Genomic DNA, 20,967 nt, shown 5'->3' with positions numbered 1-20,967 from the left:
GGCCGCCCCGCGGGCCCGGACCGGGCGAGCCCGACCCCGCCCCTCCCGGAGGCCGACCGTGCTGCTCTTCCTCCTCCGCCGCATCGGCGCAGGCGTCGCGCTGGTCTGGGTCATCGCGACCCTGACCTTCTTCCTGACCAACCTCACCGGCGCCGACCCGGCCCGCCGCATCCTCGGCCCGACCGCCGGCCCGGAGCAGATCGCCGCCGAGCGCGCCGAGCTCGGGCTGGACCGGCCGGTGGTCGTGCGGTACTGGGACTGGCTGACCGGGGCGGTGCGCGGGGACCTCGGGTCGTCGTGGTTCACCAACCAGCCCGTCGGCCGGCTGATCGCCGACGCGCTGCCGGTGTCCCTGTCGCTGGTCGTCGCCGCGACGGTCCTGACCGCGGTGGTGAGCATCGTGCTGGGCGTCGTCGCGGCGGTGCGGGGCGGCTGGCTCGACGGCCTGCTGCAGGGCATCTCCACGGTGGCCTTCGCCGTGCCGAACTTCCTCGTCGGACTGGTGCTCTCGCTGGTCTTCGCCGTCCAGCTGGGCCTGCTGCCGGCCCTGGGCTACACGCCGCTGGCCGAGGACCCGGGGGCGTGGCTGGCCTCGATCACCCTCCCGGCGGTCGCTCTGGCCATCGGGGCGATCGCCACCGTGGCCACGCAGACCCGCGGCTCGATGATCGACGTCCTCCAGCAGGACTACGTCCGGACGCTGCGCAGCCGGGGCCTGCCGGCCCGCAGCGTGCTGCTCAAGCACGCGCTGCGCAACGCCGCCCCGGCGTCGCTCACCGTCCTGTCCCTGCAGTTCATCGCCCTCATCAGCGGCGCGGTCGTCATCGAGAAGGTGTTCGGCCTCAACGGCCTCGGCGAGCGGGCGACGGCCGCCGCCGGACAGGGCGACGTGCCGCTCGTGCTCGGGATCGTCGTCGTCGCCGTCCTGATCGTGGTGGTCGTCAACCTGCTGGTCGACGTCGCCCTGGGCTGGCTCAACCCGAAGGTGCGGATCGCATGACCATCCTGTCCGACCCCGGTCCCGCTCCGGTCGACGCCGTCGATGTCCGGGCCGTCGCCGCGCCCGCCCGGGCCGGGGCGTTCCGCCGGCTGCTGCGCAACCCGGTCGCCGTCGTCGCGCTCGCCTGGCTGGTCGCCGTCGCCGTGCTGGCCCTCCTGGCCCCGCTGCTCACGTCGCAGAGCCCGACGGCGTCGAAGATCACCGAGGCGCTCGCCCCGCTCGGCGGGGACCACCCGCTGGGCACCGACGGCGTCGGCCGCGACGTCTGGGCGCAGCTGGTGTACGGCGCGCGCACCAGCCTCGTCGGCTCGCTGATCGTCGTCGCGGTCGCGGTGCTGCTCGGCCTCCCGGCCGGCGTGCTGGCCGGCTACTACCGCGGCCGGTTCGACGCGGTGGCCGGCTGGGTGGCGAACCTGCTCATGGCGCTGCCGGCGATCATCGTGCTGCTGGTGGTGCTGGCCCAGTTCGGCCGCAGCACGAACCTGGCGATGGCGGTGTTCGGGCTGATCATCGCGCCGGGCGTCTTCCGGCTGGTCCGCTCCTCGGTGATCGCCGTCCGCGAGGAGCTGTTCGTCGACGCGGCCCGGGTCTCCGGGCTCTCCGACCCGCGGATCATGCGCCGGCACGTGCTGCCGGTGGTGATCCCGCCGACGGTCATCCAGGTCTCGCAGCTGCTCGGCATCGCGATCGTCATCCAGGCCGGGCTGGAGTTCCTCGGGCTCGGCTCGGCGAACCAGGCCAGCTGGGGCGGCATGCTCAGCGACGCCTTCCAGAACATCTACGCCGAGCCGCGGCTGCTGCTGTGGCCGGGGCTGGCGATCGTGCTGACCGTCACCGCGTTCAGCCTGCTGGGCAACGCGCTGCGCGACGCCCTCGGGGTCTCCGGCCGGGTCCCGCGGGTCCGCCGCCGGCGCGCGACGACGCCGTCCCCGGTGCTCCCCGCCGGTGACCGGCAGCCGCTCGCCGACGAGCCGGACGCCCTGCTGGTCCTCGACGACCTGCGGGTCGCGTACCCCACGCCGGACGGCGCCGAGCGGGAGGTCGTGCACGGGGTGTCGCTGACCGTCCGGCGCGGCGAGGTCCTCGGCCTGGTCGGGGAGTCCGGGTCGGGCAAGTCGCAGACCGCCTTCGCCGTGCTGGGCCTCCTGCCGCCGCAGGCCCGCACCTCGGCGGCGCGGATGACCTTCGACGGCACCGACCTCCGGGGGCTGTCCCCGTCGGCGATGAACCGGCTGCGCGGCCGCCGCATCGGCTACATCCCGCAGGAGCCGATGTCCAACCTCGACCCGTCGTTCACGATCGGCTCCCAGCTCACCGAGCCGATGCGCCACCACCTCGGCATCTCGAAGGCCGAGGCGCGGACCCGGGCGCTGGCGCTGCTCGACCGGGTGGGCATCCCCGACCCGGCTCGGGTGTTCGCCTCCTACCCGCACCAGGTCTCCGGGGGCATGGCGCAGCGGGTCCTCGTCGCCGGCGCCGTCTCCTGCGACCCCGACCTGCTCATCGCCGACGAGCCGACGACGGCCCTCGACGTCACCGTGCAGGCCGAGGTGCTCGACCTGATCCGGGAGCTGCAGGCCGAGCGGCGGCTGGGCGTCGTCCTGGTCACCCACGACTTCGGCGTGGTCGCCGACGTCTGCGACACGGTCGCGGTCATGCGCGACGGCCGGGTCGTCGAGGCCGCGCCCGCGGAGCGGCTGTTCGCCGCCCCGCAGCACGAGTACACGCGGATGCTGCTCGGCTCCACGCTCGAGGACACCCCCGCCCGGGGCGCCCTGACCGCGGCCGACCTGCAGGCCGAGGAGATCGCGGCCCAGCCGCTGCCGTCCGCCGGAGGCCCCCGATGAGCGCCGTGTCCCCCCTGGGGCCCGTCCCCGCGGAGCCGTTGCTGACCGTCGACCGGCTCGTCGTCGACTACCCGGTGAGGGGCTGGCGGCAGCCGCCGGTGCGGGTGCTCAAGGGCATCTCGCTGGAGATCGCCGCCGGCGAGACCCTCGGCCTGGTGGGGGAGTCCGGCTCGGGCAAGACCACGCTCGGCCGGGCGATCCTCGGGCTCGCGCCGGTCACCGGGGGCGAGATCCGGCTCGGCGGCCGCGTGGTCTCCGGCCTGGGCAAGCGCGAGCGGCGGGCGCTCAGCCGCGACGTGCAGGTGGTCTTCCAGGACCCGTACACGTCGCTGAACCCCGCCATGACCGTCGGCGACATCCTCACCGAGCCGCTGCTGGTCACCGGCTCGTCGCGGGCGGACGCGCAGCGGCGGGTGCGCGACCTGCTCGACCAGGTGCACCTGCCGGCCGACGCGGTGTCCCGGCTGCCGCGCGAGTTCTCCGGCGGCCAGCGGCAGCGGATCGCGATCGCCCGCGCCCTGACCCGCGACCCGAAGCTGGTCGTCTGCGACGAGCCGGTGAGCGCGCTGGACCTGTCCACGCAGGCGCGCGTCCTCGACCTGTTCATCGAGATCCAGGAGCGGACCGGGGTGGCCTACCTCTTCGTCACCCACGACCTGTCCGTCGTCCGGCACATGAGCCACCGCGTCGCGGTGATGTACCGGGGCGAGCTCGTCGAGACCGGCGACGCCGCCGCGGTGACCACGGCCCCCGACCACCCCTACACCCGGCGCCTGCTGCTGGCGGCGCCGGTGCCCGACCCCGCCCGGCAGGCCGAGCGCCGCGCCGAACGGCACCGCTTCGCCGCCGCGCAGGCAGCGGCCACCGGCTGACCGGCCGCACCCCCCGCCACACCCGAGACCACCACACACCAGACGAGGCGAGCGGCCGAGGGCCGCCCGCACACCCCGCTGCGCCCTCGACCGGGCGCGCGGCACGCACAGGAGGACGGACACGTGACCGATCGCATCCGGGCCGGCATCATCGGCGTCGGCTTCATGGGGACCGTGCACGCCCGCGCGGTCCGCCGCGGCGGGGGCGTGGTCGCCCGCGTCGCCGGGTCGACGCCGGAGTCGTCCCGCGCCGGACGGGAGCGGATCGGCGCGGAGTCGGCCTGCGACACCGTCGAGGAGCTGCTGGCCGCCGACGACGTCGACGTGGTGCACGTGTGCACGCCCAACGCCTCGCACGCGCCGCTGGTGCGGGCGGCGGTCGCGGCCGGCAAGCACGTCGTCTGCGAGAAGCCGCTGGCCGTCGACCCCGCCGAGGCCGAGGAGCTGCTCGCGCTGGCGGCCGCGGCCGGGGTGACTGCCACCGTTCCCTTCGTCTACCGCTTCTACCCGACCGTGCGCGAGGCCCGGGCGCGGGTCGCCGACGGCACCGCCGGCCCGGTGCGCCTGCTGCACGGTTCCTACCTGCAGGACTGGCTGGCCGACGGCACCGACGACGACTGGCGGGTCGACGCCGCCACCGGCGGTGCCTCGCGGGCCTTCGCCGACATCGGCGTGCACTGGTGCGACCTGGTCGAGTTCGTCTCCGGCCACCGGATCACCCGGCTGGCCGCGCGCACGCTGACCGTGCACCCGGAGCGCGGGGGGCGGCCGGTGAGCACCGAGGACGCCGCCGTCGTGCTGTTCGAGACCGACCGCGGCGCGGTCGGCAACCTCACGGTCAGCCAGGTGACCCAGGGCCGGAAGAACCGGCTGTGGTTCTCCGTCGACGGTGCGGCCGAGAGCCTGTGCTTCGACCAGGAGAACCCGGACGCGCTGTGGATCGGCGGCCGCGAGGTCAACCGGCAGCTGATGCGCGGCGCCGCCGACTCCCCGGCCGCCGGCCGCTACTCCGTCGTCCCCGCCGGGCACCCGCAGGGCTACCAGGACTGCTTCGACGCCTTCGTCGCCGACACGTACGCCGCCGTCGGCGGCCAGGCGCCCGACGGGCTGCCCACCTTCGCCGACGGCGTGCGCGCCGCGCGCGTCACCGCCGCCGTCCTCGAGTCCGCCGCGTCCGCGCGGTGGGTCGACGTCCCCTCGACCACCGCCGCCTGAGCCCCGCACCCCGGAGAGAGCAGAGATGACCAGGACCTTCCCCGAGCGCCTCGACGTCGCCGTCGTCGGCAGCGGACCCTGCGGGGCGGCGTACGCGCGCATCCTCAGCGAGCGGTGCCCGGACGCCACGATCGCGGTGTTCGAGGTCGGCCCGCTGCTGGCCGACCCGCCCGGCGTGCACGTGAAGAACATCGCCGACCCGGCCGAGCGGGCCCGGGCGCAGCGGCGCTCCGAGGGCCCGGCGCCGCTGGGCGCGGACACCCCTCCCGACACCATGGAGGGCTACGCCACGCCCGAGCCGCGGCTGGTCCGGCCGGGCACCTTCCTGCTCGCGTCCGGCTACCGCCAGCCGGGCGAGGACGGGCTGCCCGGCGCGGCCATGTCCAGCAACGTCGGCGGGATGGGCGCGCACTGGACCGGCGCCTGCCCACGGCCCGGCGGCCGCGAGCGGATCGGCTTCCTGCCCGACCTCGACGAGCTGCTGACCGAGGGGGAGCGGCTGCTGAGCGTGGACGCGCACGCCTTCGACGACGCCCCGTTCGCCGGCGAGGTCCGCAAGCGCCTCGGCACCGCCCTCGACGACGCGCGCGCCGAGGCCCGCCGGGTGGCGCCGATGCCGCTGGCCGTCGTCCGGCACGAGGACGGGCGGGTGACCTGGTCGGGCTCCGACGTCGTGTTCGGCGACGCCACCCGCGCCAACCCGAACGCCACCCTGGTGCCGGAGGCGCTGGTCACCGAGGTCGTGGTCGTCGACGGCCGGGCGCGCGGCGTGCGGGTGCGCGACCTGCAGGACGGCGCCGAGCACACGGTCGACGCCCGGTTCGTCGTCGTCGCCGCCGACAGCCTGCGCACGCCGCAGCTGCTGTGGGCCTCGGGCGTGCGGCCGCGGGCGCTGGGCCGCTGGCTCAACGACCAGCCGCAGAGCGTCTACGCCGTCCGGCTGCGCGACGTGTCCCCGGGGCCGGAGGCCGAGGTGGACCCCCGGGACGAGCCGCGGATCGTCGCGCAGAGCGGGGTCAGCTGGGTGCCCTACACCGACGAGGACCCGTTCCACGGGCAGGTGATGCAGCTCGACGCCTCCCCGGTGCCGCTGGCCGGCGACGACGCCCCGGAGCCCGGCACGATCGTGGGGCTGGGCTGGTTCTGCGCCAAGGACCTGCAGGAGTCCGACCGGGTCGAGTTCTCCGACACCGAGACCGACCCCTACGGCATGCCGGCGATGCGCATCCACTACCGGCTCACCGAGGCCGACCACGCCTCGATCGCCGCCTCCCGCGAGGCGGTGCTGCGCGCCGCCGCCGCGCTGGGCGACCCGCTCGACGACCGCCCGCCGCTGACCTTCCCGCCCGGCGCCTCGCTGCACTACCAGGGCACCGTCCGGATGGGGGAGACCGACGACGGCACCTCGGTCTGCTCGCCCACCTCGCAGGTCTGGGACGTCGACGGCCTGTACGTCGCCGGCAACGGCGTCATCCCGACCCCCATCGCCTGCAACCCGACCCTCACCGCGGTCGCCCTCGCCGTCGGCGGGGCCCGCGACATCGCCGCCCGTCTGTCCCCGCAGGAGGTCTGACCGTGCTCGACCGCAACGTCATCCAGGGCCGCGGGTTCCGCAACGTCGTCGAGGACGGCCGGGTCACCGGCTTCCAGCTCGTGCTGCGCAACCCCAACTACCGCGGCGTCTCCGGCAGCCTGCTCGACGGCGTCGAGGTCGTCGTCGACGGCGAGCGGGTCCCCGACCACGTGCCGCTGTGGACCCTGCAGGGCCGCACGTACACCCTCGACGAGCTGCGCGGCTCCACCGACGTCCGCTGGCAGCTCGACGAGCCCGCAGTCATCACCGTGCCCCGGCCGGGCGGGCTGGCGACCGGGGTGCACGCCCTCGAGGTGCTCGTGTACCTGCGCCGGCCGTACTTCCCGCCGATGGTGTCGCGGACGACGTTCACCGCCGCGGGCTCGGGCGTCATCGTGCCGCCGGCGCCGGAGGGCGGCCTGCGCTACGGCGTCTCCACCTACAGCTACACCGGCGACGTCTACACGCTCATGACGCTGGAGGACGTGCTCGCCGACGTCGCCGACCTCGGCGCCACCGGCATCGAGGTCCTCGGCGAGGGCAACGTGCCGGGCTACCCGGAGCCGGACCCGGCGTGGCTCGACTCCTGGCACGGCCTGCTCGAGCGGTACGGGCTCACCGCCACCAACTACGGGTCCTGGGTGGACACCGAGATGTGGCGGGACCGAGCGCTCACCGCGGAGGAGGCCGCCGCGCAGCTGCAGCTGGACCTGCGGCTGGCGCACCGCCTCGGCTTCACCTCGGTCCGCCCGAAGTTCGGCGTCACCTCGTGGGAGCTGGACCCGCACCCGGTGTGGGAGGAGGCGGTGCTGCGCTCGCTGGACCTCGCCGCCGACCTCGACGTCGTCGTCTGCCCGGAGATCCACGCCCCGACGCCGATCCGGCACCCGGTCACCCAGGGCTACCTCGACCTGATCGAGCGCACCGGCAGCAAGCACTTCAAGCTGCTCATCGACACCGGCATCTTCAACACCGCACCGGTCCTCGAGCTCTCCGAGGAGGTCGAGGTGGAGGAGGGCGAGGAGGTCCCGGCGCACCTGCGGCCGCTGGCCGTGCCGATGGCCGACCTGGTCGAGGTGCTGCCGCACGTGCACTTCATCCAGGCCAAGTTCGCCGAGGTCGACGACGACCTGCGCGACCTGCACGTGCCGTGGGGCGAGATCGTCCCGACGCTGCTCGAGCACGGCTGGTCGGGCTGGCTGTCCAGCGAGTACGAGGGGCGCCGGGAGCCCTACCGCGGTGCCGACCAGGTGCGCCGCCAGCACGCGCTGCTGCGGTCGCTGCACGGGGCCCGGTGACACGCGCGACGCCTCCCCGGTGACCCGTGCCCCGGGTCCCGGGACCGTCGACGCCACCGGCCCGGCGTGCCACCGTGGTCGTCAGGTGCGGTGCACCGTGCGGCGCGCCCGGGAGGACGGAGAGGGCCGTGGCCGACGTGAAGATCGAGCAGCAACTGACACTCAGCCGCCCGGAGGTCGCCCGCCTCCTCCGGTCGCTCGCGGAGGGGCTGGACTCCGACGACGGCGAGGTCGCCGTCCGGCTGGGGACCAGCACCGTCGAGCTGTCGGTCGGGGACCGGCTCCGCTGCGAGCTGGAGGTGGAGGTCGACGGGGACGAGATCGAGCTGGAGCTCGAGCTGAAGTGGCCGACCTCGCGCGGCGCGGCCTCCGCGTCGCAGCAGGACCGCGCGGACGAGGAGGTGCCGACCGCCGCGGAGAGCTGGGCGGAGCCTGCTCCTCCCGCGCCGCGGAGCGCCCCGGAGACCCGGACGAGGCCGGAGAAGCGCCGCCCGTCGCCGGCCTGACCGCGCGCGGGCGGAGGATCAGGGCCGGCGCGCGGCCCGCCGGCCCTGCGCCGCGTCGCGCCGGAAGCGCCGGGCGGCCGTGCGGTAGGTGTCGGCGCGGTCGGCCCGGCCGCGCTCCGCCGCCTCGGCGGTCAGCCGGTCGAAGGTCGCGGCCAGCCGGGTGTCGGTGTCGGCCAGGAGCCGGCCGAGCTCGCGGGCCCGCTGGGAGGCCCGCGCCACCCGCTCGGGCAGCAGGAGCGCCGGCGGCGCCGGGGAGCCGAGCCACGCCCAGACGGTCTTCCCGTCGCCGTCGGCGTGCCAGCCGTGCGCGGCCGACAGCCGGGCCACCATCGGCAGGCCCATGCCGCCGGCGGCCGCGTCCCGGTCGACCGCCGGGACCGGCGGGCAGTCGCGGGCCGCGTCGGACACCTCGAGCAGCCAGCCGCCGTCGGCGGTCACGGCGGCGGTCACCGGCGGCCGCCCGTGCCGCAGGCCGTTGGACACGAGCTCCTCGACCGCGAGCAGCAGCTGCTCCCCGGTGGCCTCGGGCAGCCCGTCGGCGGCCAGCGCACCGCGCAGCCGCATCCGCATCCGCGTCAGCTCGGCGGCAGTGCGCACCTGCCCGCGCCACACCGTGGCGGCCCGGGCGCTCGGGGCGGGCGGCGGCCGGTGCGCCCACGTCGTCCCGTCCATGTGTCCCGTCCCCCGGGGCCGGGCCGTGTCCGGCGCCCGCCCGCGGCGCCGGGCACGGCCGGAACCCGCGTCGTCCCGGCTCCGTGCGGGTGCCGCCTACCCACACCGCGGCGCGCCCACACGGCGAGCGGGACGACGTCAGGGAACCGACGGGACCGGCACCTCGTCCCGTGCGGCACCTGGCCGCCGTCGCCGAGGACCTCGCCATCGCCCCGCAGACCCTCGGTGACACCCTGCTCGCCGACGGCACCCTCACCCAGGACGAGGCCGACCGGTACCTGGCGGCGCTGGAGGAGGCCTCTCCTCCCGCGTGGACCGGGACGGCGAGGAGGCGACGCCGAGCTCCACCGGCCTGGCCGCCTGAGCCCCGCCGCGACGCGACGGGGGGCCGCGGGACGTCCGCGGCCCCCGTCCGCGGAACTCCGCGGGCCGGCGGGCAGTTGCCCGTGTGACGGCGCCGCGACAGCCCCGCCCGGCGCCGCTGCCCTGCCCGCGACCGGCGGGCGGGTGCGGGGTGCCGATCGCGAGGAGGACCGGGCCGGTGGCCGAGGTGTGCGAGTCCGTGACCATCGACGGAGGGGTGCTCGTCGGGCACGACGGCTCCGCCGGCGCCCAGGAGGCGCTGGTGTGGGCCGCCGGCCTTGCCGGGCGGACCGGCCTCCCGCTGCACGTGCTGCGGGCGTGGAGCCTGACCACCGCGCCGCGGCCGGCGACCTGGGAGCCGGGCTACGTGCCGCCGCTCGAGGACTCCGAGCGGGCCGTCCGCGACGACCTGGAGCGCTGCGTCGCCGCGGCCGGCCTGGACCCGGCGGTGCGGGTGCGCACGCACACGGTGCACGGCCCGGTGGCCGCGGCCCTGGTGCAGGCGGCCGGCGGGGCGGACCTGCTCGTCGTCGGCGCCCGCGGCGGCGGCGGGTTCGCCGGGCTGCTGCTGGGGTCGACCAGCGACCAGCTGGTCCACCACGCGCCGTGCCCGGTCACGGTGGTCCGCACCGGCACCGGACGCCGGCACACCTGGGCCGCGGCGGCCGGGGAGGTCACCGCCTGACGCCGCGCCGGCGCCGGGGCGGCGGTCAGGCGCGGGGCATCCGGGAGCGGCCGGCGTCCGGCGCCGCCCCGGTCCGCAGCAGCGGCAGGGTCCGCCGCGGCACCAGCTCCGACAGCGCGACGACGCTGGTCGACCGGACCACCGACGGCGACCGGTTGAGGTCGACCAGCACCTGCTGCAGCGCCTCGTGCGACGCCGCGCCCACCCGGCACAGCACGTCGCCGCTGCCCGTCGTCGCGTGCGCCTCCAGCACGCCGGGGATGGCCTCGAGGTCCGCGCGGACCGCCTCGATCGCGCCCTGCGCGATCTCCAGCGTCACGAACGCCTGGACGCCGAACCCGGCCGTCGCGACGTCGACGTCCGGGCCGTAGCCGGTGACCACGCCGGACTGCTCGAGGCGCGCGATGCGGGCGGTGACCGTCGCCCGGGCCACCCCGAGCAGCCGGGACAGCTCCAGCGCGCCGGCGCGCGGGTGCGCGCGCAGCGCCTCCAGCACCGCGACGTCCAGCGCGTCGAGCGGCATGCGTCCTCCCGGGGTGCGAGCTGTGCAGTCTGCCCAGCCGACGGGCCGGTCCGCTGGGCCAGCGGTGCAGCCGGACCAGCACCAGCGGTCAGGGTTGCACAGGACGGCCGTCCGCAGTGGGCTTCCCCCACGTCCCCGCGCAGAGGAGCCTCCCGTGTCGATCGAGCAGACCCTCAACGACGAGGAGCGCCTGGCCGGCCTCGACCTGCGGCAGCTGGAGCAGCTGGTCGGCCTGGTGCAGTACGACGAGTCGGCCGACCCGTTCCCGGTCACGGGCTGGGACGCGCTGGTGTGGGTCGTCGGCAACGCCGTGCAGACCGCGCACTTCCTCCAGTCCGCCTTCGGCATGGAGCTGGTCGCCTACTCCGGCCCCGAGACCGGCAACCGCGACCACCGCGCGTACGTGCTGCGCTCCGGCGCCGCCCGCTTCGTCGTCACCGGCGCCTACGACCCGGCCAGCCCCCGCGCCGACCACCACCGCGCGCACGGCGACGGCATCGTCGACATCGCCCTCGCCGTGCCCGACGTCGACCGGTGCGTCGCCCACGCCCGCGCCCAGGGCGCGACCGTCGTCGCCGAGCCGCACGACCTCACCGACGAGCACGGCACCGTCCGGCTGGCCACCATCGGCGCCTACGGCGACACCGTGCACACCCTCGTCGACCGCTCCCGCTACACCGGCCCCTACCTGCCCGGCTACGTCGCCCGGACCTCGTCCCACCGGCCGCGGCCGGACCGTCCGAAGCGGCTGTTCCAGGCCGTCGACCACGTCGTCGGCAACGTGGAGCTCGGTGCCATGGACCGCTGGGTCGACTTCTACAACCGGGTCATGGGCTTCACCAACATGGCGGAGTTCATCGGCGACGACATCGCCACCGACTACTCCGCCCTGATGAGCAAGGTCGTCGCCAACGGCAACCACCGGGTGAAGTTCCCGCTCAACGAGCCGGCGGTGGGGAGGAAGAAGTCGCAGATCGACGAGTTCCTCGAGTTCTACCGCGGCCCCGGCGCCCAGCACGTCGCGCTGGCGACCAACGACATCGTCGCCACCGTCGACGCGATGCGCGCCGAGGGCGTGGAGTTCCTCGCGACGCCGGACTCCTACTACGAGGACCCGCAGCTGCGCGCCCGCATCGGCGAGGTGCGCGTGCCGATCGAGGAGCTGCAGGCCCGCGGGATCCTCGTCGACCGCGACGAGGACGGCTACCTGCTGCAGATCTTCACCACGCCCACCGGCGACCGGCCGACGGTGTTCTTCGAGCTCATCGAGCGGCACGGCTCGCTCGGCTTCGGCAAGGGCAACTTCAAGGCACTCTTCGAGGCCATCGAGCGCGAGCAGGAGAAGCGCGGCAACTTCTGAACGTCGAGCGGCAGAAATGGCCATTTCTGCCGCCGGAAGGAGGCGAGGTGGCGCACTACCGGCGGGTGGGCGAGGTCCCGCCCAAGCGGCACACGCAGTTCCGGCGTCCCGACGGCGGCCTGTACGCCGAGGAGCTGATGGGGGAGGAGGGCTTCTCCAGCGACTCCTCGCTGCTCTACCACCGCGGCCTGCCCTCGGCGCTGGTCGACGCCCGCCCCTGGGAGCTGCCCGACCAGACGCTGACGCCGAACGCGCCGCTGGTGCCGCGGCACCTCAGGTTGCACGACCTGTTCCCCGGGGAGGAGCACAAGGGGGTCGACCCGGTCACCGGCCGGCGGCTGGTGCTGGGCAACGCCGACGTCCGCATCTCCTACGCGGTCTCGTCGCTGCCCAGCCCGTGCTACCGCAACGCGGTCGGCGACGAGTGCGTGTTCGTCGAGGGCGGCACCGCCACCGTGGAGACGGTGTTCGGCGCGCTGCAGGCCGGCCCGGGCGACTACGTGGTCGTCCCGCGGGCCACCACCCACCGCTGGGTGCCCACCGGCGACGAGCCGCTGCGCACCTACGCGATCGAGGCCAACTCGCACGTCGCGCCGCCCAAGCGGTACCTGTCGCGGTACGGGCAGTTCCTCGAGCACGCGCCCTACTGCGAGCGCGACCTGCGCGGCCCGGACGGGCCGCTGCTGGCCGACGGCAGCGACGTCGAGGTGTACGTCAAGCACCGCGGCCCCGGGCCCGGCGGGCTGGCCGGCACCGTCCACGTCACGCCGGAGCACCCCTTCGACGTCGTCGGCTGGGACGGCTGCCTGTACCCCTACGCCTTCAACGTCGCCGACTTCGAGCCGATCACCGGCCGGGTGCACCAGCCGCCGCCGGTGCACCAGGTGTTCGAGGGCACCAACTTCGTCATCTGCAACTTCGTGCCCCGGAAGGTCGACTACCACCCGCTGGCCGTGCCGGTGCCCTACTACCACTCCAACGTCGACTCCGACGAGGTCATGTTCTACGTCGACGGCGACTACGAGGCGCGCCGGGGCTCCGGGATCGGCAGGGGGTCGGTCAGCCTGCACCCGGGCGGGCACTCCCACGGCCCGCAGCCGGGCGCGGTCGAGCGGTCGCTCGGCGCGGAGCGCTTCGACGAGCTGGCGGTCATGGTCGACACGTTCCGCCCGCTCGAGCTGGGCGAGGCCGGCACCGCCTCCGACGACGGCCGCTACGCCTGGACCTGGTCGGGGCGGGGCCCCGGCGCCTGAACCGGCGCCTGAACCGGCGCCTGAACCGGCGCCTGCCGCCCGTCGTCGACCGGGGCGCGGGCGGCCGCGATCGCCGCGCCGAGCGTGGCCCGCAGGGCGGCGTCCCGCCGCGGTCCGGGCAGGTCCCGCAGCGCGGCGACCGCCGCCTCCAGGAGGTGGCGCCCCGGCCCCTGCCGGTACAGCGGGTCCAGCCGCCGGGCGAGGTCGGCCCACGGCCCGGTGCCGGCGACCCGGACGCACCGGCGCCCGGCGCGGGCGAGGTGCCGGCGCAGCACGGCCGGGTGCTCCGCCGCGGCGCCGGCGGCCCGCACCGCGGCGTGGACGACGGCGGCGGTGCGGCGGGCGTCCCGGAACCGGGCGGTGCCGGCCAGCGTGGGGGCGAAGGCGGCGAGCAGCGGCCGCCCGTCGTCGGTGGAGGCGTCGTTCACCAGCCGGGCCAGCGCGGCCAGCGTGGGGTCGGTGCAGCGGGGGTGGTCGTCGAAGGAGGCCCCGGCGAGCACCGAGACGTACTCCATGAGGCACGCGCCCTGCTCCGGCGACGCGTGCCACCCCGCCCGGAGCCGGGGGAGCCCGTCGGGGACGACGGGACGGTCGGTCGTCGTCATGGCCACCACCTGTTCGGTCGACGGGCGGCGGCGGCCGCGCACGGAACCGCGGCGCGCCGCCGGGACGGGAGTCCCGGCAGGCGCAGCCTCGTCCGGTGCGCCCGCCCGCACGTCGCCCGGACCGGATGAGTCGCGGCCGCAGGATCGTCCCGCGCGGACGGTGTCCGGGGGCGTGGGCGCGGCCACGGTCGTCGGCGGACCGGTGCGCGGAGGTGGGCGATGACCGGCGGCACGACGGCACAGCCGGAGCGGCGCCTGCTGCGCGCCCTGGGCACGCCCGACTCGATGCTCGACGAGTTCGACTTCTGGGACCGCCGCCAGGAGGGACGGCGCCTGTTCGCCGAGCTGTTCGGCACCTTCCTCCTGGTGCTCGCGGCCGTCGGCGGGGGGATGGTCGACGCCCGCTTCGGCGGCTCGGCCGTGCCCTACGGCGCGCTGGTCGTCGCCCCGGCGCTCACGGTCACGGCGGTCATCCTGTCCATGGGCGCCGTCTCGGGGGCGCACCTGAACCCGGCGGTGAGCATCGCGTTCGCGCTGCGCGGCGACTTCCCGTTCCGGCGGGTGCCCGCCTACGTCGTCGCCCAGTTCCTCGGCGCCGTCCTCGCGACCCTGCTGCTGTGGGCCCTGGTCGGCCGGCAGGGGAGCGCCGGGCTCACCCTGCCCGGCCCGGGGATCCCGGTCACCACGGCGATGCTGTGGGAGGTCGTCCTCACCGTCGGCCTGGTCAGCGTGATCCTCGGCGTGTCCTCGGGGGCGCAGAACCTGGGGCCGATCGCGGCGGTCGGCGTCGGCAGCTACATCGCCCTGGCCGGGCTGTGGGGCGCGCCGGTGAGCGGCGCCTCCATGAACCCCGCCCGGTCGCTGGGGCCGGCCCTCGTCCTCGGCGACTGGACGGCGTGGTGGGCCTACCTGCTCGGGCCCGCCACCGGCGCGGTGGCCGCCGTGGGCCTCGCGGTCGTGCTGCGCGGCGCCGGGGGAGGGCGCAGCGGGCGGCTCGCGGCCCAGGGGGCGCTGGGCGAGGACCGGCGGGCCCCCGCCGGCGGCACACCCGGGGTCAGGGGACCGGGGGCAGGTCGGTGACCTCGACGGTGAGCTCGCCGCCGCCCTCGTGCCGCACGGTCATCGACCCGGCCCGGCGCAGCATCCCCAGCGAGGAGCGGTTGTGCGCGGCCACGCTGGTGCGCAGCCGGACGACGTCGCGGGGGCGGCGGGCGAGCACGGCGTCCAGCAGCGCCCGGCCCACGCCGCGGCCCTGCCAGGCGTCGAGCACGGTGACCGCGACGTCCGCCGTCCCCGGCTCGCCCGGCCAGCGCACCAGCCGCGCCACGCCGACCGGGCGGGCGCCGCCCCCGGCCGGGAAGGCGGTGAGGACGACGGCGACGTGGTCGACGCCGTCCACGCCGTCGACCAGCAGCCGCAGCAGGGAGTCGGACAGCTCGGGCAGGTCGGTGAGGAAGCGGGAGCGCCGCGACCGGGGTGAGAGCTCGGCGTAACCGGCCCGCAGCGCCTCGCCGTCGGTGTCCAGCAGCGGCCAGATCAGCGCGGGCGTGCCGTCGGCGAGGACGGCCTCCGTCAGCGGGCCGGCCGCGCCGACGGCTCGCTCGGTGGTCGTGCTCGGGGTGCTCATGGAGGGTGCAACGCCCGCCGGGGCCCCAGGCGTCCGGGATGTGCGCGGGAGCACGTCGTTGCCACGGGGCGCCGCAGCCCGCACCCTCGCTGCATGACGCGCAGGGGGACGTCCACCGGCACCGTGGTCCGCTGGGACGAGCAGGCGCGCGGCGCCGTCGTCGAGGTGCCCGGGCTGGCCGGTGACTGCTGGGCCGACGCCGCCGCCGTCGACCCGGCCGGCGCCGTGCTGCGCGCCGGGCAGGTGGTCACCGTCGACTGGGTCGAGGAGCCGGCGCACGGGCGGCCGTTCCGCGCGGTGCGCGTCCGGCGGCGGGAGGACCTGCAGGCCACCCCCGGAGCCTGAGCCCGGACCCGGCGCGCCACCGGCCGCGGGGAGCACGGCGACCGCTCCGCCCCGACGTCAGGAGGAGACCGTGGAGCAGCGGACCGGAGCACGCGCCCCCCTCGGGACGGCGACCGGCGCGGCGGTCCTCGTCCTCCTCGCGGCCGCGTGCGGCACGGGGCAGGACGCGGAGACGGCCCAGGAGACGCCGGACACCCCGGGCGTCGACGGCTCGGTCGGGCAGGTCGCGCTGAGCGACGTGTACCTCGACGCCGACGCGACGGTCGCGGCGGGCGACTCGGTCACCCTGCGCGGCGCGCTGACCAACGACGGGGACACCGACGACCGGCTGGTCTCGGTGAGCACCCCCGCGGCCGGGTCGGTCGCGCTCCTCGACGAGCAGGGCGACAGCAGCCCCGACGGCATCGACCTGCCCGCCGACGGCTCGGTCGACGCGACGCAGGGCCAGGCGCGGATGCGGCTCGACGACGTGACCGCCGACATCACCACCTCGGACACGGTGCAGGTCACGTTCGCCTTCCAGGTGGCCGGGCAGGTGCAGCTCGACGTGCCCGTCGGGACGGCGGGCACGTAGCCACCGCGGGGGCACCCGCCCCGGGCCGGCGGGGCCGCGGGCGTGCTCTGACACACTCGCCGCACCGTCTCCCGAGCCCCCAGGAGGACCCGTGCGCGCCGCGCAGATCACCCGCCTCGACGGCCCCTCGGCCATCTCCGTCGTCGACGTCCCCGAGCCCGACGCCGACGGCAGGGTCGTGATCGACGTGCACGTCGCCGGCGTGACCTTCCCCGAGGTGCTGCTCAGCCGCGGCGAGTACCAGCTCAAGCCGCCGGTGCCGTTCGTGCCCGGCAGCGAGGTGGCCGGCGTGGTGCGCAGCGCCCCGGAGGGCAGCGGGCTCACCGCCGGCCAGCGGGTCGCCGCGTTCCCCGGGTTCGGCGGCTTCGCCGAGGTGGCCGCGGCCGACCCGGGCTTCGTCTTCCCGCTGCCCGACGCGGTCTCCTTCGAGCAGGGCGCCGCGCTGCCGATGAACTACCTGACCATGCACTTCGCGCTGCGCCGCCGCGGGCAGCTGCGCGAGGGCGAGACGGTGCTCGTGCACGGCGCCGCCGGCGGCCTCGGGACCGCGGGCGTCCAGCTGGCCAAGGCGTACGGCGCCCGCGTCATCGGCGTGGTCTCCAGCGAGGCCAAGGGCGAGGCGGCCCGCGCCGCCGGCGCCGACGAGGTCGTGCTCGCCGACGGGTTCCGCGAGCGGGTGAAGGAGCTGACCGGCGGCCGCGGCGTCGACGTCGTCGCCGACCCGGTCGGCGGGGACCGGTTCACCGACTCGCTGCGCAGCCTCGGCCGCGAGGGCCGGCTGCTGGTGCTCGGCTTCACCGGCGGCGAGATCCCCACCGTCAAGGTCAACCGGCTGCTGCTCAACAACGTCTCGGTGGTCGGCGTCGGCTGGGGTGCGTTCTGGGCGGGCGACCCCGGCTTCGTGCGCGAGCAGTGGGCCGACCTGCTGCCGCTGCTCGAGCAGGGCCGCCTGCAGCCGGTGCTCGGCACGGTGCACGACCTCGCCGACGCCGCGGCCGCGGTCGCCGAGCTCGACGAGCGCCGCGCCACCGGCAAGGTCCTGCTGCGCGTGCGGGACTGATCCGGGGCCCAAGGGCCCCGCGCGCCCGGGCCGTCCGGGCGTGGGGCCGGGCCGGGCCGCCCCGCGAGGCTGGGGCGGTCCGTCCCGCACCCCGCAGGAGGCAGCCATGACGGCGCTCCACCCCCCGTACGCCGCGACCACCGACGTCCACGTCACCGGCCGGCGCGTCGTCGCCACGCTCATCGACAGCGTGATCGTCGGCGCCGCCTTCACCCTGCTGGCCGCGGGCACCGACTCCATCGAGCAGATCGGCCCGTGGGAGTGGGTGTCCGACGCCCCACCGTGGGCCAGCGCGCTCTACGCCGTGGCGGCCCTCGCCTACTTCGTCCTCATGGAGGGCGGGCTCGGGCAGACGCTGGGCAAGATGGCGACCGGGATCCGGGTGATCGACGAGCGGACCGGCGCCACGCCGCCGGGCTACGCGGCCGCGGCCATCCGCACCGTGCTGCGGGTGGTCGACGGCCTCCTCGGCTACCTGGTGGCCTTCGTCGTCGTCCTCTCCAACCCCCGCCGGCAGCGGCTCGGGGACATGGCCGCGCACACCCTCGTCGTCCGGACCTGACCCCGGCGGGGAGGACGCGGTGTCCGCCCGCACCCGGGCCGGGCGCCGTCCGGCCGACGCCGAGGCCGACGAGCGGTCCCGGCGCCTGGCCGGGCTGGTGGGTCCGGCGCTGCTCGCGATCTCCGCGTCGGAGGCGGTGAACCTCGACCTGGTGCGGGAGCAGTACCGCTCGGTCAGCTACCTCGACGGCTCGCTGGTGTTCGTCGCCGGGCTGTCCCTCGTGCGCGCCCACGACCGCTGGGTGGCCGGCTGGCCGGTCGTGCTCACGCTCACCGGCTGGACGGCCCTGCTCGGCGGCCTGCTCCGGATGTTCGCGCCCCGTCCCGACCGCTCGGAGGCGGGTCCCGGCGCCCGCGCCGGGACGGCGGTCGCGTTCGGGGCCGGCGTCCTCCTCACGGCCGAGGCGTACGCGCGCGGGCCGCGCCGGGCCGCCGGCTGACCGGCTCCGCGTCCTCCCCGGCCAGCGCGGCCAGGACCCCGGCCGCGTCCCCGGTCAGCGGCTCGCCGTGCCCGGGGGCGACGACGCGGGGGCCCAGCGCGGCCAGCGCGGCGATCGAGCGCCGCGCCGCCGGGCGGTCCCAGGTCGTGTACCACGGCGGGCCGGCCGGCCGGCGCCGGCCGAGCAGGAGCCCGGCGGGTGAGCCCAGGTCGACGGTGACGACGGCGTCGCCGGTGACGAGGACGCCGTCGGCGGGGCGCAGGTAGGCCACGGACCCGGGGGTGTGCCCGGGCGCGGGGACCACCCGCCAGCCGGGCAGGCCGGGCACCCCGGCCGCGGGGTCGAGGGGCCGCGTGACGTCGCTGATGTCACCGGCCGCGGTGATCCGCTCCCGCACCGCCCGCGGCAGCAGGCGCAGCAGCGGGACGACGACCCAGTGGTCGAGCGGCATGTCGAAGCCGGGCACGTACGCGCCCCGCGCCAGCGGCAGGTCGGCCGGGTGCGCGTAGACCGGCACCCGCCAGGACCGCGCCAGCACGCCGGCGGAGCCGGAGTGGTCGGGGTGGACGTGGGTGAGCAGGATCGCCGCCGGCCGCGTGCCCGGCCCGAACAGCGACCCCGCGGCGGTCCGGACGGCCCGCGCGCTGCCGGGCCACCCGGCGTCGACGAGCACCCAGGCCGGTCCGGAGCGGACCAGGTAGACGTTCGAGGCGAGGGCACCCCGTCCCACGCGCAGCAGGTGGACGCCCGGGGCGACCTCCCGCGCGACCGGCGCGCTCCTCATGCCCGCCCCGCCGCCGCGCCGGCCGCCACTCCGGCCGCCACGAGGTCGGCCGGCGTGGTCCGCTCCGCGCGGGACCGCACCCCGCGCAGCATCTGCCGCGACATGACGAGGTCGGCGGGTACGACGGCGAGCCGGTACGCCGCGGCGACCCACCACGGCCGCAGCCGCGCGCGGGTCCGGAACAGGAACCGGGTGCGCCCACCCTCGAGGGGGTCCAGCACGAACGCCCAGGACCAGTCGATCCCGGCACCGAACCGCTCCGCCCACCCGGGCGGCAGGTGCTCACGGGAGTGCAGCACCAGGTGCCGGGGCGGTGCGAGCTCGGCGACGGTGAAGGCGCAGTGCGCCTCCGGCGGGCCGTCGAGCACCCGGTCGCCGACGGCGAGGTGCTGCCACGCCGGGACGAGCCGGTCGGCGGAGGGGCCGTTGCGCGGGAACAGCAGCCGGTCCACCCAGCGGGCGGTGTACCACTGTCCGCGACCCCAGCCCATCTGCACCAGCCAGGGCCACACGTGCTCCGGAGGCGCGTCGACGGTCGTCGCGTGCGTGGTCACGATCTGCGGATCGCGACAGAGGCCGTCCCCGGGCAGCAGCCGGTGGCGCTCGGCGCGGTGGGTGCCGGCGGTCCGGCCCAGCCACTGCAGGGCCGCGTACCCGGCTCCCCCCGCCGCGAGCAGGGCGTGCCGGCGCCGGGCGTTCCTCGAGGCGGTCACGGTCCCACCGTCGGCTCCTCCCGGTCGCCGGGTCAGGGGCGGACGTCCCGGGCCGCCGGGCGGAGGTCGCGAGGTCGCGCGCCGCCGCCCGGTCGCCGGTCGCGCCGCCCACCGTGGCGGGGTGGACGCCGCCGCCCTCGCCCCCGTGGTCGCCGGCGTGGTGGGTGTCCCCGCCGCGTGGCCCTGGCCGGGCTGCCGGGCCCGGCGACCCGGCATCGGCGGGTCGGTGCCGGCCCCGCGGGGCCGGGCCCCCGGGGTCATCCCGGCGGGACGGTCGGGCGCCGCTCCGGCGGGTGCCGCCTCGTCCGTCCGGGGTGAGGCGGCGCCCGCCGCCGCGGCGGGACGGTGGCGCGTCCGGCCTCGTCCGTGCGACTCCCGACCGGCGGAGGACCCCCATGGCCAAGACGTCACCCGCCAGCACCCCGCCCGCGGCCCCCTCGTCCCGGCCGGCCCGGCGCCGGATCCGGTCGGGGCAGGTCCTCGCGCTCGTCCTCGCCGTCGTGACGGTCGCGTTCATCGTGCAGAACCGGGACCGGGTCACGGTCGACCTGTTCACCGTCGACGTCTCGTCGCCGTTGTGGCTGATCCTCACGATCGTGCTGCTGATCGGCGTGCTCCTGGGGATGATCCTGCGCTCCCGGCGGTGACGGCCCGATGGCCTTCGACGTCGACCGGCTGCTGCGGCTGTGGACCGAGCCGCTGCCCGGGGGACCCGCCGCGGAGGAGGCGTTCCGCGCCGTCTACACCGACCCCGTCACGGTCAACGGCCGGCCGCTGACCGCCGCCGACCTGGTCGCCCGCGCCCGGGCGGTGCAGCACACCTTCGAGCGGGTGGAGCGGCAGGTCGTCGCCGTGGTCGAGGACGGCGACCGGGTGGCGCTCGCCTTCCGGATGGGCGGCCGGCAGGTGGGGCCGCTGCAGACCGCGGCCGGCCCGCTCCCGCCCACCGGCCGGGACCTGTGGCTGCGGGTGGTCGACGTCCTCACCCTCGACGGCGGCCGGATCGCCGACATCTGGATGGTCGCCGACGAGCTCGGCGCGCTGGCCGCCGTCGACGCCGTCCGGCTGGCCGCACCCGCCTGAGGAGCGCG

The 20,967-nt window shown here is 76.8% G+C and carries 24 protein-coding genes; 18 read left to right on the top strand and 6 right to left on the bottom strand.

The annotated features are described in order from the left end of the window. Positions 1-58: 58 nt before the first annotated feature. From ACI79L_RS07005 to ACI79L_RS06975, 7 genes are all read left to right on the top strand, one after another. Positions 59-1,000 (top strand): ABC transporter permease, encoded by a 942-nt coding sequence (locus tag ACI79L_RS07005; RefSeq protein ID WP_456936076.1) that lies wholly within the window; start codon positions 59-61, stop codon positions 998-1,000. After that, positions 997-2,847 carry a dipeptide/oligopeptide/nickel ABC transporter permease/ATP-binding protein gene (locus ACI79L_RS07000; RefSeq protein ID WP_456936075.1) on the top strand — a complete coding sequence of 617 codons (1,851 nt, stop codon included), beginning with the start codon at positions 997-999 and terminating at the stop codon, positions 2,845-2,847. The genes ACI79L_RS07005 and ACI79L_RS07000 overlap by 4 nt, the downstream gene beginning before the upstream one ends. Then, positions 2,844-3,719 carry an ATP-binding cassette domain-containing protein gene (locus ACI79L_RS06995; protein ID WP_456936074.1) on the top strand — a complete coding sequence of 292 codons (876 nt, stop codon included), beginning with the start codon at positions 2,844-2,846 and terminating at the stop codon, positions 3,717-3,719. Before ACI79L_RS07000 ends, ACI79L_RS06995 begins: the two co-directional genes overlap by 4 nt. Positions 3,720-3,842: 123 nt before the next feature. After that, positions 3,843-4,934 (top strand): Gfo/Idh/MocA family protein, encoded by a 1,092-nt coding sequence (locus ACI79L_RS06990; RefSeq protein WP_456936073.1) that lies wholly within the window; start codon positions 3,843-3,845, stop codon positions 4,932-4,934. 25 nt (positions 4,935-4,959) lie between these two features. Continuing rightward, entirely contained in the window at positions 4,960-6,507 is a 1,548-nt protein-coding gene (locus ACI79L_RS06985; RefSeq protein ID WP_456936072.1) for a GMC oxidoreductase, read from the top strand. 2 nt (positions 6,508-6,509) lie between these two features. Then, positions 6,510-7,805, top strand: coding sequence for a C-glycoside deglycosidase beta subunit domain-containing protein (locus ACI79L_RS06980; protein WP_456936071.1), 1,296 nt, complete (start codon positions 6,510-6,512; stop codon positions 7,803-7,805). 128 nt (positions 7,806-7,933) lie between these two features. Beyond that, positions 7,934-8,311, top strand: a complete 378-nt coding sequence (locus ACI79L_RS06975; RefSeq protein WP_456936070.1) for an amphi-Trp domain-containing protein — start codon at positions 7,934-7,936, stop codon at positions 8,309-8,311. Between the two features lie 18 nt (positions 8,312-8,329). Here the strand turns inward: ACI79L_RS06975 and ACI79L_RS06970 are convergent, their stop codons facing one another. Next, on the bottom strand, positions 8,330-8,983 hold the full coding sequence (locus tag ACI79L_RS06970) for an ATP-binding protein (RefSeq protein ID WP_456936069.1): 654 nt from the start codon (positions 8,981-8,983) through the stop codon (positions 8,330-8,332). 562 nt (positions 8,984-9,545) lie between these two features. Here ACI79L_RS06970 and ACI79L_RS06965 point away from each other — a divergent pair. Then, positions 9,546-10,031 (top strand): universal stress protein, encoded by a 486-nt coding sequence (locus tag ACI79L_RS06965; RefSeq protein ID WP_456936068.1) that lies wholly within the window; start codon positions 9,546-9,548, stop codon positions 10,029-10,031. 25 nt (positions 10,032-10,056) lie between these two features. Here ACI79L_RS06965 and ACI79L_RS06960 read toward each other — a convergent pair whose 3' ends face one another. Beyond that, positions 10,057-10,554, bottom strand: a complete 498-nt coding sequence (locus ACI79L_RS06960) for an Lrp/AsnC family transcriptional regulator (RefSeq protein WP_456936067.1) — start codon at positions 10,552-10,554, stop codon at positions 10,057-10,059. Positions 10,555-10,708: 154 nt separating this feature from the next. On the opposite strand from ACI79L_RS06960, the gene hppD reads away from it, so the two are divergent. Next, the gene (gene hppD / locus ACI79L_RS06955) at positions 10,709-11,914 is read left to right on the top strand and encodes a 4-hydroxyphenylpyruvate dioxygenase (protein ID WP_456936066.1); all 1,206 of its coding nucleotides are present in this window, start codon (positions 10,709-10,711) and stop codon (positions 11,912-11,914) included. 47 nt (positions 11,915-11,961) lie between these two features. Next, positions 11,962-13,167, top strand: a complete 1,206-nt coding sequence (locus tag ACI79L_RS06950; RefSeq protein WP_456936065.1) for a homogentisate 1,2-dioxygenase — start codon at positions 11,962-11,964, stop codon at positions 13,165-13,167. Here the strand turns inward: ACI79L_RS06950 and ACI79L_RS06945 are convergent. Further along, the gene (locus tag ACI79L_RS06945) at positions 13,128-13,772 is read right to left on the bottom strand and encodes a hypothetical protein (protein WP_456936064.1); all 645 of its coding nucleotides are present in this window, start codon (positions 13,770-13,772) and stop codon (positions 13,128-13,130) included. The two genes, ACI79L_RS06950 and ACI79L_RS06945, sit on opposite strands and share 40 nt — an antisense overlap. A 219-nt stretch (positions 13,773-13,991) precedes the next feature. Here ACI79L_RS06945 and ACI79L_RS06940 point away from each other — a divergent pair, with 219 nt between their 5' ends. After that, positions 13,992-14,852, top strand: a complete 861-nt coding sequence (locus ACI79L_RS06940; protein ID WP_456936063.1) for an MIP/aquaporin family protein — start codon at positions 13,992-13,994, stop codon at positions 14,850-14,852. Here ACI79L_RS06940 and ACI79L_RS06935 read toward each other — a convergent pair. Continuing rightward, complete coding sequence (locus tag ACI79L_RS06935; protein ID WP_456936062.1) at positions 14,827-15,399, bottom strand: N-acetyltransferase family protein; 573 nt, start codon at positions 15,397-15,399, stop codon at positions 14,827-14,829. The genes ACI79L_RS06940 and ACI79L_RS06935 overlap by 26 nt on opposite strands. A gap of 93 nt (positions 15,400-15,492) precedes the next feature. Between ACI79L_RS06935 and ACI79L_RS06930 the strand changes: the two genes are divergently transcribed. From ACI79L_RS06930 to ACI79L_RS06910, 5 genes are all read left to right on the top strand, one after another. Further along, entirely contained in the window at positions 15,493-15,744 is a 252-nt protein-coding gene (locus ACI79L_RS06930) for a hypothetical protein (RefSeq protein WP_456936061.1), read from the top strand. Between the two features lie 70 nt (positions 15,745-15,814). Further along, on the top strand, positions 15,815-16,318 hold the full coding sequence (locus tag ACI79L_RS06925) for a copper chaperone PCu(A)C (RefSeq protein WP_456936060.1): 504 nt from the start codon (positions 15,815-15,817) through the stop codon (positions 16,316-16,318). 91 nt (positions 16,319-16,409) lie between these two features. After that, on the top strand, positions 16,410-17,378 hold the full coding sequence (locus ACI79L_RS06920) for an NADPH:quinone oxidoreductase family protein (protein WP_456936059.1): 969 nt from the start codon (positions 16,410-16,412) through the stop codon (positions 17,376-17,378). A gap of 106 nt (positions 17,379-17,484) precedes the next feature. Further along, positions 17,485-17,940 (top strand): RDD family protein, encoded by a 456-nt coding sequence (locus ACI79L_RS06915; RefSeq protein ID WP_456936058.1) that lies wholly within the window; start codon positions 17,485-17,487, stop codon positions 17,938-17,940. A gap of 19 nt (positions 17,941-17,959) precedes the next feature. Then, complete coding sequence (locus ACI79L_RS06910; protein WP_456936057.1) at positions 17,960-18,379, top strand: hypothetical protein; 420 nt, start codon at positions 17,960-17,962, stop codon at positions 18,377-18,379. On the opposite strand, the gene ACI79L_RS06905 is transcribed toward ACI79L_RS06910, so the two are convergent. Next, the gene (locus ACI79L_RS06905; RefSeq protein WP_456936056.1) at positions 18,333-19,163 is read right to left on the bottom strand and encodes an MBL fold metallo-hydrolase; all 831 of its coding nucleotides are present in this window, start codon (positions 19,161-19,163) and stop codon (positions 18,333-18,335) included. The genes ACI79L_RS06910 and ACI79L_RS06905 overlap by 47 nt on opposite strands. After that, positions 19,160-19,876 (bottom strand): hypothetical protein, encoded by a 717-nt coding sequence (locus ACI79L_RS06900; RefSeq protein WP_456936055.1) that lies wholly within the window; start codon positions 19,874-19,876, stop codon positions 19,160-19,162. Before ACI79L_RS06900 ends, ACI79L_RS06905 begins: the two co-directional genes overlap by 4 nt. 395 nt (positions 19,877-20,271) lie before the next feature. On the opposite strand from ACI79L_RS06900, the gene ACI79L_RS06895 reads away from it, so the two are divergent. Next, complete coding sequence (locus ACI79L_RS06895; protein ID WP_456936054.1) at positions 20,272-20,523, top strand: lipopolysaccharide assembly protein LapA domain-containing protein; 252 nt, start codon at positions 20,272-20,274, stop codon at positions 20,521-20,523. A gap of 7 nt (positions 20,524-20,530) precedes the next feature. After that, positions 20,531-20,959 carry an ester cyclase gene (locus tag ACI79L_RS06890; RefSeq protein WP_456936053.1) on the top strand — a complete coding sequence of 143 codons (429 nt, stop codon included), beginning with the start codon at positions 20,531-20,533 and terminating at the stop codon, positions 20,957-20,959. Positions 20,960-20,967: the final 8 nt, after the last annotated feature.

The organism is Geodermatophilus sp. SYSU D00684, from assembly GCF_054050455.1.
This window is presented reverse-complemented; position numbering and strand designations above follow the sequence as displayed.